11 protein-coding genes are annotated in these 12773 nt (G+C 63.1%); 4 read left to right on the plus strand and 7 right to left on the minus strand.

All coding sequences use genetic code 11. The features are described from left to right. Positions 1–171: 171 nt before the first annotated feature. Entirely contained in the window at positions 172–3018 is a 2847-nt protein-coding gene (locus tag CSV86_RS20005) for a valine--tRNA ligase (protein ID WP_009398260.1), read from the plus strand. A 177-nt stretch (positions 3019–3195) separates the two neighbouring features. After that, positions 3196–4143, plus strand: a complete 948-nt coding sequence (gene rlmF, locus CSV86_RS20010; RefSeq protein ID WP_037059933.1) for a 23S rRNA (adenine(1618)-N(6))-methyltransferase RlmF — start codon at positions 3196–3198, stop codon at positions 4141–4143. Positions 4144–4214: 71 nt separating this feature from the next. Here rlmF and CSV86_RS20015 read toward each other — a convergent pair whose 3' ends face one another. Continuing rightward, complete coding sequence (locus tag CSV86_RS20015; protein ID WP_009398256.1) at positions 4215–4496, minus strand: HU family DNA-binding protein; 282 nt, start codon at positions 4494–4496, stop codon at positions 4215–4217. Between the two features lie 407 nt (positions 4497–4903). On the opposite strand from CSV86_RS20015, the gene yejK reads away from it, so the two are divergent. Both yejK and CSV86_RS20025 read left to right on the plus strand, forming a co-directional pair. Further along, entirely contained in the window at positions 4904–5911 is a 1008-nt protein-coding gene (gene yejK / locus CSV86_RS20020) for a nucleoid-associated protein YejK (protein ID WP_009398255.1), read from the plus strand. 145 nt (positions 5912–6056) lie between these two features. Beyond that, positions 6057–7328 (plus strand): hypothetical protein, encoded by a 1272-nt coding sequence (locus tag CSV86_RS20025; RefSeq protein WP_158487711.1) that lies wholly within the window; start codon positions 6057–6059, stop codon positions 7326–7328. Here CSV86_RS20025 and CSV86_RS20030 read toward each other — a convergent pair. The 6 genes from CSV86_RS20030 to hisD all read right to left on the minus strand — a co-directional run bounded on the left by CSV86_RS20030 (position 7325) and on the right by hisD (position 12706). Next, positions 7325–7618 (minus strand): GIY-YIG nuclease family protein, encoded by a 294-nt coding sequence (locus CSV86_RS20030; protein WP_037059931.1) that lies wholly within the window; start codon positions 7616–7618, stop codon positions 7325–7327. The genes CSV86_RS20025 and CSV86_RS20030 overlap by 4 nt on opposite strands. Positions 7619–7662: 44 nt before the next feature. Next, on the minus strand, positions 7663–8133 hold the full coding sequence (locus CSV86_RS20035) for a nuclear transport factor 2 family protein (protein ID WP_009398251.1): 471 nt from the start codon (positions 8131–8133) through the stop codon (positions 7663–7665). A 92-nt stretch (positions 8134–8225) separates the two neighbouring features. After that, the gene (locus tag CSV86_RS20040; RefSeq protein WP_009398249.1) at positions 8226–9503 is read right to left on the minus strand and encodes a CynX/NimT family MFS transporter; all 1278 of its coding nucleotides are present in this window, start codon (positions 9501–9503) and stop codon (positions 8226–8228) included. A gap of 15 nt (positions 9504–9518) precedes the next feature. Continuing rightward, complete coding sequence (locus CSV86_RS20045; protein ID WP_009398247.1) at positions 9519–10163, minus strand: FadR/GntR family transcriptional regulator; 645 nt, start codon at positions 10161–10163, stop codon at positions 9519–9521. Positions 10164–10331: 168 nt separating this feature from the next. Next, positions 10332–11378, minus strand: coding sequence for a histidinol-phosphate transaminase (gene hisC, locus CSV86_RS20050; protein WP_009398245.1), 1047 nt, complete (start codon positions 11376–11378; stop codon positions 10332–10334). 2 nt (positions 11379–11380) lie between these two features. Continuing rightward, a complete protein-coding gene (gene hisD / locus CSV86_RS20055) occupies positions 11381–12706 on the minus strand; it encodes a histidinol dehydrogenase (RefSeq protein ID WP_009398243.1) in 1326 nt (441 codons plus the stop codon). Positions 12707–12773 lie beyond the last annotated feature (67 nt).

Consider the following 12773-nt stretch of genomic DNA (forward strand, 5'->3'; position numbering starts at 1 on the left):
CTTGCCAGCGATTTGGCCAGGCCTGACAACATCATTGCCCTTGCCGGCCTCATCGCTGGCAAGCCAGCTCCCACAAGGTTTTGTGTTGTCTTCCCTGCTTATCGCCTCAACCCCCCGCCTCCGTTATACTTCCCGGCTTTCCCGAATAAATGCCATAGGGTCCCCCGCGCAATGGATAAGACCTACCAGCCGCACGCCATCGAAACCTCCTGGTACAACACCTGGGAGTCCGAGAACTACTTCGCCCCGCAAGGCGCAGGCGAGTCGTACACCATCATGATTCCGCCGCCGAACGTCACCGGCAGCCTGCATATGGGCCACGGCTTCAACAATGCGATCATGGACGCCCTGATCCGCTTCCGCCGCATGCAAGGCCGCAACACCCTGTGGCAGCCAGGCACCGACCACGCCGGTATCGCAACGCAGATGCTGGTGGAGCGTCAACTGGAAGCCAAGGGCCAGAACCGCCACGACCTGGGCCGCGAGAAGTTCCTGGAAAAGGTCTGGGAATGGAAGGATCAGTCCGGTGGCAACATCAGCCGCCAGATCCGCCGCCTGGGCTCCTCGGTGGACTGGAGCCGCGAGCGCTTCACCATGGATGACGGCCTGTCCGAAGCGGTCAAGGAAGCCTTCGTGCGCCTGCATGAGGACGGCCTGATCTACCGCGGCAAGCGCCTGGTCAACTGGGACACCAAGCTGCACACGGCGATCTCCGACCTCGAAGTGGAAAACCACGACGAGAAAGGCCACCTGTGGAACCTGCGCTACCCGCTGGCCGACGGCGCGAAAACCGCCGAGGGCCAGGACTACCTGGTGGTTGCCACCACCCGTCCGGAAACCATGCTCGGCGACGCTGCCGTGGCCGTGAACCCGAACGACGAGCGCTACCAGGCACTGATCGGCAAGTTCGTCGAGCTGCCGCTGGTCGGCCGACGCATCCCGATCATCGCCGACGATTACTGCGACCCCGAGTTCGGCACCGGCTGCGTGAAGATCACCCCGGCCCACGATTTCAACGACTACGAAGTCGGCAAGCGCCACAACCTGCCGCTACTGAACATCTTCGACAAGAACGCGGCGGTCCTGGCCAACGCCCAAGTGTTCAACCTTGACGGCAGCCTCAACGAGTCCATCGACGCGCGCCTGCCGGCCAAGTACGCCGGCCTCGACCGCTTCGCCGCGCGCAAGCAGATCGTTGCCGACTTCGAAGCGCTGGGCCTGCTGGTCAGCGTCGACGACCACGCCCTGAAAGTGCCGAAGGGCGACCGCTCGGGCACCGTCATCGAGCCGTGGCTGACCGACCAGTGGTACGTCTCCACCAAGCCGCTGGCAGAGCCTGCCATCGCCGCCGTGGAAGACGGCCGTATCCAGTTCGTGCCCAAGCAGTACGAGAACATGTACTTCTCCTGGATGCGCGACATCCAGGACTGGTGCATCAGCCGCCAGCTGTGGTGGGGCCATCGCATCCCGGCCTGGTACGACGAGTCCGGCAAGGTCTACGTCGGTCGCAGCGAAGAAGAAGTCCGCGCGAAGAACAACCTCGGCGCCGACGTGGTCCTGAATCAGGACAACGACGTCCTCGACACCTGGTTCAGCTCCGGCCTGTGGACCTTCTCCACCCTCGGCTGGCCGCAGCAGACCGAATTCCTCAAGACCTTCCACTCCACCGACGTGCTGGTCACCGGCTTCGACATCATTTTCTTCTGGGTCGCCCGGATGATCATGCTGACCATGCACCTGGTGAAGAACGAGGACGGCACCCCGCAGGTACCGTTCAAGACCGTCTACGTCCATGGCTTGGTGCGCGACGGCCAGGGCCAGAAGATGTCCAAGTCCAAGGGCAACGTCCTCGACCCGCTGGATATCGTCGATGGCATCACCCTCGATGCACTGCTGGAAAAACGCACCAGCGGCCTGATGCAGCCGAAGCTGGCGGAGAAAATCGCCAAGCAGACCAAGGCCGAGTTCCCTGAAGGCATCGCCAGCTACGGTACCGATGCCCTGCGCTTTACCTTCTGCTCGCTGGCGTCCACCGGTCGTGACATCAAGTTCGACATGGGCCGCGTCGAGGGCTATCGCAACTTCTGCAACAAGATCTGGAACGCCGCTCGCTACGTGCTGGACAAGGGCGAAGACTGCGGCCAGAACGGCGAGGCCTACGAGCTGTCCCTGGCCGATCGCTGGATCATCTCGCAGTTGCAGCGCACCGAAGCCGAAGTGACCCGCCAATTGGAGCAGTTCCGCTTCGACCTGGCCGCCCAGGCCCTCTACGAGTTCATCTGGAACCAGTACTGCGACTGGTACCTCGAGCTGTCCAAGCCGGTGCTGTGGGACGAGAACGCCCCGGTCGAGCGCGCCCGCGGCACCCGTCGCACGCTGGTCCGCGTGCTGGAAGTAGCGCTGCGCCTGGCCCATCCGTTCATGCCGTTCATCACCGAGGAAATCTGGCAGCGCCTGGCGCCGCTGGCCGGCATCGACGGCAAGACCATCATGCTGCAGCCATGGCCCGTTGCGAACGAAAGCCGCATCGACGCCGCCGCCGAAGCCGATATCGAGTGGGTCAAGGAACTGATGCTCGGGGTACGCAATATCCGCGGCGAGATGAACATCGGCCCGGGCAAGCCGCTGCAACTGTTCCTGAAAAACGCCAGTGCCGATGACCAGCGCCGCCTGGTCGAGAACGAAGCCCTGCTGAAGAAACTGGCGAAGATCGAGTCGTTCACCGTGCTCGGCGAACAGGACGAAGCGCCGCTGAGTGCCACTGCGCTGGTGGGTGACCTGCAAGTGCTGGTGCCGATGGCCGGCCTGATCGACAAGGATGCCGAGCTGGCACGCCTGAGCAAGGAAATCCAGCGTCTGCAAGGCGAGGTCCAGCGAGTCGGCGGCAAGTTGTCCAACGCCGCCTTCGTCGACAAGGCACCACCTGCGGTGATCGAAAAGGAGCGCGCCAAGCTGGCCGAAGCCGAACAGGCCCTGGCCAACTTCACCGAGCAGCACGCGCGGATCGCAGCTCTTTAAACAAGGCGACAGCGCCGCGGCCCCTGTGGGAGCTGGCTTGTCGGAGCGCCGAACCGCAGCGATGACGATGGTGAATTCACTGACGTAATCGCTGGCAAGCCAGCTCCCACAGGTCTGCGTCAAGCCAACACATCATGCGGTAACCCTTGAGAGCGGGCCTGGCCCGCTCTTGTATTAATGACCATGAACAAACCCAGCCTGCACCCACGCAATCGCCATCAAGGCCGCTACGACTTCCCCCAGTTGATCAAGAGCAGCCCGGAACTGGCGCGCTTCACCATCACCAACCCCCATGGCAAGCCGAGCATCGACTTCGCCGACCCGGAAGCGGTGCGGGTGTTCAACCGGGCGCTGCTCAAGGCCCAGTACGGCATCCAGTTCTGGGATATTCCCGCCGACTACCTGTGTCCGCCGATTCCCGGCCGTGCCGATTACCTGCATGCGCTGGCCGATCTGCTGGCCGAGGAAAACGCCGGGGAGATCCCTCGTGGCGCGCAGATCCAGGTTCTGGACATCGGCGTCGGCGCCAACTGCATCTACCCGCTGCTGGGCAATGCCGATTACCGTTGGCGCTTCGCCGGCTCGGATATCGACCCGGTCGCCCTGGCTTCGGCCAAGGCCATCGTCCAGGCCAATGGCCTGGGCAAGTTCATCAGCCTGCGCCAACAGGGCAACCGCAAGCACATCCTCAGCGGCCTGCTGGCTGCCGACGAGCGCTTCGACCTGACCCTGTGCAACCCACCCTTCCACGCCTCTCGCGAGGAAGCTACCCGGGGCAGCCAGCGCAAATGGCGCGCCCTGGGCAAGGCCGATCCGAAGCGCAAGCTGCCGGTGCTGAACTTCGGCGGGCAGAACAACGAGTTGTGGTGCGAGGGCGGCGAGATTCGTTTCGTCACCCAATTGGTGCAGGAGAGCAAGGCCTTGGGCCAGCAGGTGCTGTGGTTCAGCAGCCTGGTGTCGAAGGCATCCAACCTGCCCGGCATCGAAGCCGCGCTGAAGAAGGCTGGCGCCGTGGAGCAGCGGGTGATGGAGATGGGCCAGGGGCAGAAACAGAGCCGCCTGGTGGCCTGGACTTTCCAGGATGCGGACACTCGCCAGCGTTGGCGCGAGCAACGCTGGAAATAACCAACTTCCGGCAGGTATAAAAAAACCGCATCAGGCTCGCGCCGGATGCGGTTTTTTCGTGCTGCTTACAATTACTTGTTAACAGCGTCGGTCAGCACTTTGGCTGGCACGAACTTGACGACTTTCTTGGCAGCGATTTCGATGGCAGCGCCAGTCGAAGGGTTGCGACCGGTACGGGCAGGACGCTCGGTGATTTTCAGCTTGCCAATGCCTGGCAGGGTGATTTCGCTGCCGTTTTCCAGTTGATCAGCAACGATCTGGCCCAGTTGCTCCAGAGCGTTACGCGCGGTGGTTTTCGGCGCGTCGATAGCTTCAGCGATATCGGCGATCAGTTGGTCTTTGGTCAATGCCATGGTGGTGTTCCTTCCCTAATCAAATTCAGTGAGTTTGCAGAGTGCCGTGTCAGCCGTCGATTCCGGTTTCGTAGTGCGGAAACCCGGGGTACTTCCATTTTGCCAATCGCGTATGTAGATACATAAAAATGCGATTGGTTCGACGTGACGCCAGCGGTCTGCCAGCAATGCGCCTTAAGGGGGGCGCAAGACCGGGCAAAACTACCACAGGAATGGATAAATATCCGCTTCGCCCAAGGCAAAAGTGCAGGTTTTTCGGGGGTTACACAAAATATCGCAAAAAAGGGAAGGAAAAACGAACCTTGATCCTTCGCATGCGCTACAGAACCCCGTCCCGGGCTCCAGCTAGGTTACACTTGGCAACTTTGCCCGGCCCCGCGCCATACCCTCACCGAGCCGAGAATTCCATGCCGATCCGTCACTGCATCGTCCACCTGATCGACAAGAAACCCGATGGCAGCCCAGCAGTCCTGCACGCGCGCGATTCCGAACTGGCAGAATCGACCGCCATCGAAAACCTCCTGGCCGACCTGAACGACAGCTACAACGCCAAGCAGGGCAAGGCCTGGGGCTTCTTCCATGCCGAGTCAGGCGCCCACCCCTTCAGCGGCTGGCTGAAGGAATACCTCGATAGCGAGAAGACCTTCACCGAATTCAGCCGCATCGCGGTGGAACACCTGCAGAAGCTAATGGAAGAGTCGAACCTGTCGGTCGGCGGGCACGTGCTGTTTGCCCATTACCAGCAAGGCATGACCGACTACCTGGCCATCGCCCTGCTGCACCACAGCGAAGGCGTGGCGGTGAACGCCGAGCTGGATGTCACCCCGTCCCGTCACCTGGACCTCAGCCAGTTGCACCTGGCGGCACGGATCAATATTTCCGAGTGGCGCAACAACGCGAACTCCAAGCAGTACATTTCCTTTATCAAGGGCAAGAACGGCAAGAAGGTCTCGGACTACTTCCGCGACTTCATCGGCTGCCAGGAAGGGGTCGACGGTCCGGGCGAAACACGCACCCTGCTCAAGGCCTTCAGCGATTTCGTCGAGAGCGAGGACCTGCCCGAGGAAGCCGCCCGCGAGAAGACCCAGACCCTGGTCGACTACGCCACCAGCCAGACCCGCGCCGGCGAGCCGGTGACCCTTGAAGAACTCTCCGGCCTGATCGACGAAGACCGGCCGAAAGCCTTCTATGACCATATCCGTAACAAGGACTACGGCCTGTCACCGGAGATTCCGGCGGACAAGCGTACCCTGAATCAATTCCGCCGCTTCACCGGCCGCGCCGAGGGCCTCTCGATCAGCTTCGAGGCCCATCTGCTGGGTTCCAAGATCGAGTACGACGAGGAGGCCGGAACCCTGATCATCAAGGGCCTGCCGACCCAATTGACCGACCAGTTGAAACGCCGCAAGGACTGAACCGCCGGTCCGAACTGGCATTTTTGTCAGTAGCTGAGCCTATGTCCGCCTCCTTAGCCTGAGATTGTCACCACCGGCAATCTCGGCCTCATGTCCCGCTCGTGGTGACTTCCTGCCAGTCAACCTTCGCTTGCCGGGGTGAACGATGAAGACACTCGCGACACTTCTTGCACTGACGACCGTACTCGCCTCGGGTACCACCCTCGCCGGCCCCGGCGAGGATACGGTCAATGCCATGAACGTTCGTCTCACCGACCAGAGAGTGAATTGCGGCGCGCTGTCGATGCCCGCCGTTCTCTGCACCGGGGTCATAGTCAGGGCCACCGACGATCCCAGGTTCTGGGTCCCCCAGGAAAAGAACATCAAGTCCGGCGCGATCTCCGCCTCGTACCTGCGCAACGATGCCAAGTTCAAGACCTTGGTCTTTGGCCGCAACAGGGGCTTCACCCTGTTACCGGTCTTGCTCAACCGGCCAAACAACCAAACTTACGAGGTGCTCTGCGCCTTCCCCAACGATGGCGGCACGGATAACCGCAACGATCGCGGCTGCGGGGATCATGTGCAAAACCCCGAGGTGCAGGACTACTGCGACGTGCTGGGCATCATGACCGGGGAAGACTGGTACAGGAGATTCCGTTCCGACAAGGTGCTGTACAGCGAGATCTGCGCCTTCGACATTCGCGACCGTCGCAACGCCCATGCCGGCCCGGCCTTCATGGCCAGCATCAATGCCCGCAACCTGGGCGGCGAGACCCTGTTCGCCGTGCAGAACGAACTGCGCATCGCCACCTGGGGCAACAATCCGCCCTTCGACCCTCCGGTGGAAAGCGTCTTCTACACAGCGCCTCCGGTGTCCGACACCTCGGGCCTGGAGGGTGCCCGGGCCGGGCAGATCGAATGGTGGCTGGCAGCCAGGCAGTACCTGCCGTTGGTCAAGCTGAACCTGCCGCAGACCATGGCGGCCAATCCGCACTTTGGCTTCGACACCGTGGATCAAGTGATCCAGCCTGTCAGCGAACCCGATCGGTGCCCGGGCTTCATCAAAAGCTCTGCCTGGAAAACCGAACGCAAAGGCGCCTACTTCGCCACTCAATTGGACAGCCTGCAGGTCGAGCTCAACGATTGCGCGAAAACTATCCCGCCCAGCCAATTGAACAACCTGTTCAATGAGATCGCTGCCCGCCATTACCGGGACGAGAAATGGGGAGACCACCCGGTCCTTACCACCGATGCCACGCAGAACGCGGCACTGGTACAGGCCAAAAACTATCCACGCCCCGCCCATATCGTCAGCGGCATGCGCGCTCAGTTGGCCTGCCAACTGGCACTGCCGGCACGACCGGCGATCATCACGCTGGAGCCCAAGCGCCCCGAGGGTACGACCGAAGCGTTGAAGAACATGAACTGCAACCTTTAAACGGATACTCCGGCGAAGGATGCCACCAGTGCCTCCTTCGCGCTCTTGCGCAAGCGCTTGATCAGGCGTTCATGACGCAGGGCCTGCGACTTGTCCGGCCATTGCTCGACGTACACCAGCGCCACCGCCGGGCTGGTGCTGAAATAGCGAGCGCCCTGGCCTTTCTGGTGAGCCGCGAAACGGCGTTCGGGATTGTCGCTGATGCCGCAGTACAGCGAGCCGTTGGCGGCCCGCACGAGATAGACGTACCAAGGCTTTTCAGGGAGAACGGGGGCGGCGGCGTCGGTCACGGTGAACTGAAAGGTCTGACGGCAGAAGCCGACAGCTTACCGCCTCAGCGCCCGCTCTGGAACGCGCGCAGGCCCTTGAGCGCCTGCTGGCCGACCTTGTTGCGCAGGAATGGCGTCCAGCCCAGCAGCAACCCTGGAGTGCCCAGTGCCTGGTGGGACCAGCGCCAGAAATCGAAGACATCATGGTGTTCGACGATCAGGCCATCGCGGATGACGAAAGTGGCGCGAATATCGTTGACCACCACGCGTCCCGTCTGGCTGAACAGGTAGGTCGCTACCCAATGCGCCGAGCCGCCACGCTCGTCGGCGCGGACGTTATCGAAGGTCAGGGAGAAGTCCTTGGCGCGGCTGGTCAGCATGCGCCACATATCGCCAGCATCCTTGCCGCGCAAGGTGCCGAAGGCCGGGTCGCTGAAGACGATATCGGGGCTGTAGCAAGCGACCATCGCCTCGGCATCCAGGCGCTGGAAGGCCTGGTAGAAACGGTTGATCAGGGCACTGTTGGCATCGCTCATGGCGGGTTCCATCACCGGAAGGATCGAGCGATGCACGATAGTCCGGCTGGCAGCACAAGACCAGTGCCATCAACCGGACGAATGGCGCGACTTCAGATCCGCTCGCTGCTCACCCGGACATACCGTGCGCGGCCGGCCAGCAACCCGAAGCCGATGGCACCGGTGCCGATGACCGCGAAGATCCAGCCCACCGCATTCCAACCGCCGGATAGGTCGTGCACCAGTCCCACCGCGAACGGTCCGGCCGAGGCCAGGGTATAACCGACGCCCTGGGCCATGCTCGAAAGATGGGCTGCGACATGGGCGTCCCGGGAACGCAGGACGATCAGGGTCAGGGCCAGGGCGAAGGTGCCGCCCTGGCCGATGCCAAGCACCACGGCCCAGCCCCACAACCCGCCGAGCGGCGCGTACAGGCAGCCGAACAGACCGACCAGGGTCAGCAGCATGACGATAACGATCGCCAGGCGCTGGTCCTTGCCGCGGGTGGCCAGCATCGGCGCGGTCAGTGCGCTGAGCAATTGCACGATCACCGAGCCGGACAGCACCAGGCCCGCTTCGACAGGGCTCAGGCCCCGACCGATAAGGATCGACGGCAGCCAGCCGAAGACGATATAAGCCAGCGACGATTGCAACCCCATGTACAGCGTGACCTGCCAGGCCAGGCGGTCGCACCACAGGCCGCGCACCTGGAACGCGGCATGATGCGCGCCGTGGCCCTGACGGGCCTGTGGCAACCAGATCAAGGCTGCCAGCAGCGCTGGAACCAGCCAGACGCCAAGCCCGAGGCGCCAGTCATCGCCGAAGTGATGCCCCAGCGGCACCGTCGCCCCCGCCGCTAGCGCCGCGCCCAGGCACAGGGCCATGGTGTAGACGCCCATCAGGCTGCCGGCATGGCTCGGAAAATCGCGCTTGACGATGCCCGGCAGGAGAACACCGATCACCCCGATGCTGGCACCCGCGATGAGGCTGCCGGCGAAGATGCCGAAGCTGCCAAGGTTGCTGCGCAAGGCAATGCCGCCAGCCAGGCACAGCAGCACGCCGAGGATCACCCGCTCGCTGCCGAAACGCCGTGCCAGCAGCGGTGCCAGGGGCGCGAACAGGCCCAGGCACAGTACCGGCAAGGTCGTCAGCAAACCGGCCTGGGAACCGCTCAGGCCCAGGCTGCGGGACACATCACCGAGGACCGGGGCCATGCTCGACAGCGCCGGACGCAGGTTCAGCGCCACCAACACCAGGCCGAGCAGAAGCAGCCAGGCGCTGGGTTGTCGGGCAGGCGGCTGCAGTTCGGCATCGTCGACTTCGGCGTCGATCAGCAATTCGTCAAGCACCGGCCCGTGGGGCGTCGGCTTGGTGGGAAGGTCTTGGCCCATGGCAGTCTCGAAAGTTCAAGGTTCATTGATCAACGTCCGGCTGAGGGTCTTGGCCCGTTCCGGATCTTGTCGCTCGACGGCGTCGAGGATTTGTACGTGCAGGTCGAATACCGCCTGCTTGCGCGGGGTGTGGCTCATGCTGTGTTCCAGCTTCATCGCCACCACACTGGAGAAATAGCGGTACAGCTCGCTGAGTGCCGGGTTGTGCGCGGCGTCCACAAGGCGCTGGTGGAAGACCAGGTCGCAGCGGATGTAGTCGTCGAGCTCGCCATGGAAATGGTTGCTGCTGTGCCTGAGCGCCTCGTGCAATCCGGCCAGGTCCGCCTCGGTACGACGCAGCGCGGCCAGGCCGATGGCTTCGGCTTCCAGCAGGTGCCGCGCTTCCCTGGCATGTTCCAGGCTGCAGGCCGACAGCGCCTGCACCGCCGACAACGGATCGGAGGCGGTGCGCAGGTAGCTGCCATCGCCCTGGCGGATCTCCACCTGGCCGCTGAAGGCCAGCACGCGCATGGCTTCACGCACGGTGTTGCGGCTGATACCGAGTTCGGCAGCCAGTTCGGGCTCGGTGGGCAGGCGCTGGCCAACGGCCCAGAAGCCCTGGGTGATGCGCTGGCGCAGCTGTTCGACGGCTTGTTCGACCAGGGAGCGTTTGATGAGCATTGGGTTATTACATCCAATCATCGGATGAATTCAGAGAGGGCAAGGTTAACGGGTTGTTTCAGAGAATTGCAAATCGGGAGGGAGATAAAGGTTGAGCTTTCGGGCCTCATCGCTGGCAAGCCAGCTCCCACCCTGTGGAGCTGGCTTGCCAGCGATGAGGCCCTAAGGTCAGTTCAGGGCGTCGAGCAACGCCTGGTTCTGCTCTTCGGTACCGATGCTGATACGCAGGAACTGGTCGATCCGCGGCAGCTTGAAGTGCCGCACGATCACACCCTGCTCACGCAGCGCCGCAGCGATGCCGGCAGCATCTTTCTGCGGGTGACGGGCGAAGATGAAGTTGGCCGCAGACGGCAGCACCTCAAAGCCACGCGCGGTCAACTCGGCCACCAGCCTCTCGCGACTGGCGATGACCTTGTTGCACGTCTCTTCGAAATACCCGCGGTCCTCGAACGCCGCAGTGGCGCCGACGATGGCGATACGATCGAGCGGATAGGAGTTGAAGCTGTTCTTGATCCGCTCCAGCGCCTCGATCAGGTCCGGATGCCCGACCGCCAGGCCAACCCGCAGCCCCGCCAGCGAGCGCGACTTGGACAGGGTCTGGGTCACCAGCAGGTTCGGGTAACGGTCCACCAGGCTGATCGCGGTCTGCCCGCCGAAATCGATATAGGCCTCATCCACCACCACCACCGACTCGGTGTTGAGCTTGAGCAGTTGCTCGATGGCGTCCAGGGCCAGCAGGCAACCGGTCGGCGCGTTCGGGTTGGGGAAGATGATCCCGGCGTTCGGCTGCCTGTAGTCTTCGACGCGGATCTGGAACTGCGCGTCCAGCGCCACCGGTGCCGACTTGATGCCATACAGGCCGCAGTACACCGGATAGAAGCTGTAGCTGATGTCCGGGAACAGCAGCGGTGCGTCGTGCTGGAACAGGCCGTGGAAGATGTGCGCCAGCACTTCGTCCGAGCCGTTGCCGAGGAACACCTGGTTGGGCTGCACGCCGTAATAGCGAGCGACGGCCTGCTTGAGCAGGTCGCTGTTCGGGTCCGGGTACAGGCGCAGGTTCTCGCCCAGTTCGCCACGCATGGCTTCCAGCGCTTTCGGCGAAGGGCCATACGGGTTTTCGTTGGTGTTGAGCTTGACCAGTTTGGTCAACTTCGGCTGTTCGCCCGGTACGTAGGGCACCAGGTTCTTGACGAAGGGGCTCCAGAATTTGCTCATGTTCAGTTGCCCTCTTTATCGGCAAGGATGCGGTATTCGGCACTGCGCGCGTGGGCGCTGAGGGACTCGCCGCGGGCCAGGACCGATGCGGTCTTGCCCAGTTCGGAAGCCCCCTGTTCGGAGCAGAAGATGATCGACGAACGCTTCTGGAAGTCGTAGACCCCCAGCGGCGAGGAGAACCGCGCGGTACCGGAGGTCGGCAGCACGTGGTTCGGGCCGGCGCAGTAGTCGCCCAGGGCTTCGCTGGTGTGGCGGCCCATGAAGATCGCACCGGCATGACGGATCTTCGGCAGCCAGGCCTGTGGGTCGGCGACAGAAAGCTCGAGGTGCTCCGGCGCGATGCGGTTGGCCACTTCGATGGCCTGCTCCATGTCGCGGACCTGGATCAGTGCGCCACGCCCTTCCATGGAGGTGCGGATGATCCCGGCGCGGTCCATGGTCGGCAGCAGCTTGTCGATGCTGGCGGCGACACGCTCGAGGAAATCGGCGTCGGGGCTGACCAGAATCGACTGGGCGTCCTCGTCGTGCTCGGCCTGGGAGAACAGGTCCATGGCGATCCAGTCCGGATCGGTCTGGCCATCACAGACCACGAGGATCTCAGACGGGCCGGCGATCATGTCGATACCGACCTGGCCGAACACGTGACGCTTGGCGGTGGCGACATAGATGTTGCCCGGACCGACCACCTTGTCCACCTGCGGGACGCTCTCGGTGCCATACGCCAGGGCCGCGACGGCCTGGGCACCGCCAATGGTGAAGACGCGATCGACACCGGCGATGCAGGCCGCGGCAAGGACCAGTTCATTGACCTCGCCACGCGGGGTCGGCACCACCATCACCACCTCGCTGACCCCGGCGACCTTGGCCGGAATGGCGTTCATCAGCACGGAGGACGGATACGACGCCTTGCCGCCCGGCACGTAAAGGCCGGCACGATCCAGCGGGGTGACCTTCTGGCCGAGGACGGTGCCGTCGGCCTCGGTGTAGCTCCAGGAATCCTGCTTCTGCCGCTCGTGGTACAGGCGCACGCGCTCGGCAGCCTTTTCCAGGGCCTGGCGCTGCTCCGCGGTGATGCGGGTCAGGGCCAGTTCCAAGCGCTCGCGGCCGAGAATCAGGTCATCGATGGATTTGGCGTCGACGCCATCGAAACGCTGGGTGAACTCCACCAGCGCTGCGTCGCCGCGCTCGCGCACGGCCTGGATGATGTCGAGGACCCGCTGGTTCACCGCGTCATCAGACACGCTTTCCCAGCTCAGCAGATGATCCAGATGTCGGGCGAAATCCGGGTCAGCGGCATTGAGTCGGCGAATTGCGGTGGACGTGGTCATAGCTAAGGCCTCGGTTATTTGGCGAATGCTCAGGCGCCCTGAAGCTACCAGACCATCCGCGCGGGCA

It is taken from the genome of Pseudomonas bharatica CSV86, assembly GCF_000319305.2.
Classification (GTDB): Bacteria; Pseudomonadota; Gammaproteobacteria; order Pseudomonadales; family Pseudomonadaceae; genus Aquipseudomonas; species Aquipseudomonas bharatica.

What these genes read in the sequence shown, in the direction of transcription:
- CSV86_RS20005 (WP_009398260.1), top strand. Translation starts at nt 172, where the DNA reads ATGGATAAGACCTACCAGCCGCACGCCATCGAAACCTCCTGGTACAAC.
- rlmF (WP_037059933.1), top strand. Translation starts at nt 3,196, where the DNA reads ATGACCATGAACAAACCCAGCCTGCACCCACGCAATCGCCATCAAGGC.
- CSV86_RS20015 (WP_009398256.1), bottom strand. Translation starts at nt 4,496, where the DNA reads ATGGCATTGACCAAAGACCAACTGATCGCCGATATCGCTGAAGCTATC.
- yejK (WP_009398255.1), top strand. Translation starts at nt 4,904, where the DNA reads ATGCCGATCCGTCACTGCATCGTCCACCTGATCGACAAGAAACCCGAT.
- CSV86_RS20025 (WP_158487711.1), top strand. Translation starts at nt 6,057, where the DNA reads ATGAAGACACTCGCGACACTTCTTGCACTGACGACCGTACTCGCCTCG.
- CSV86_RS20035 (WP_009398251.1), bottom strand. Translation starts at nt 8,133, where the DNA reads ATGAGCGATGCCAACAGTGCCCTGATCAACCGTTTCTACCAGGCCTTC.
- CSV86_RS20040 (WP_009398249.1), bottom strand. Translation starts at nt 9,503, where the DNA reads ATGGGCCAAGACCTTCCCACCAAGCCGACGCCCCACGGGCCGGTGCTT.
- CSV86_RS20045 (WP_009398247.1), bottom strand. Translation starts at nt 10,163, where the DNA reads ATGCTCATCAAACGCTCCCTGGTCGAACAAGCCGTCGAACAGCTGCGC.
- hisC (WP_009398245.1), bottom strand. Translation starts at nt 11,378, where the DNA reads ATGAGCAAATTCTGGAGCCCCTTCGTCAAGAACCTGGTGCCCTACGTA.
- hisD (WP_009398243.1), bottom strand. Translation starts at nt 12,706, where the DNA reads ATGACCACGTCCACCGCAATTCGCCGACTCAATGCCGCTGACCCGGAT.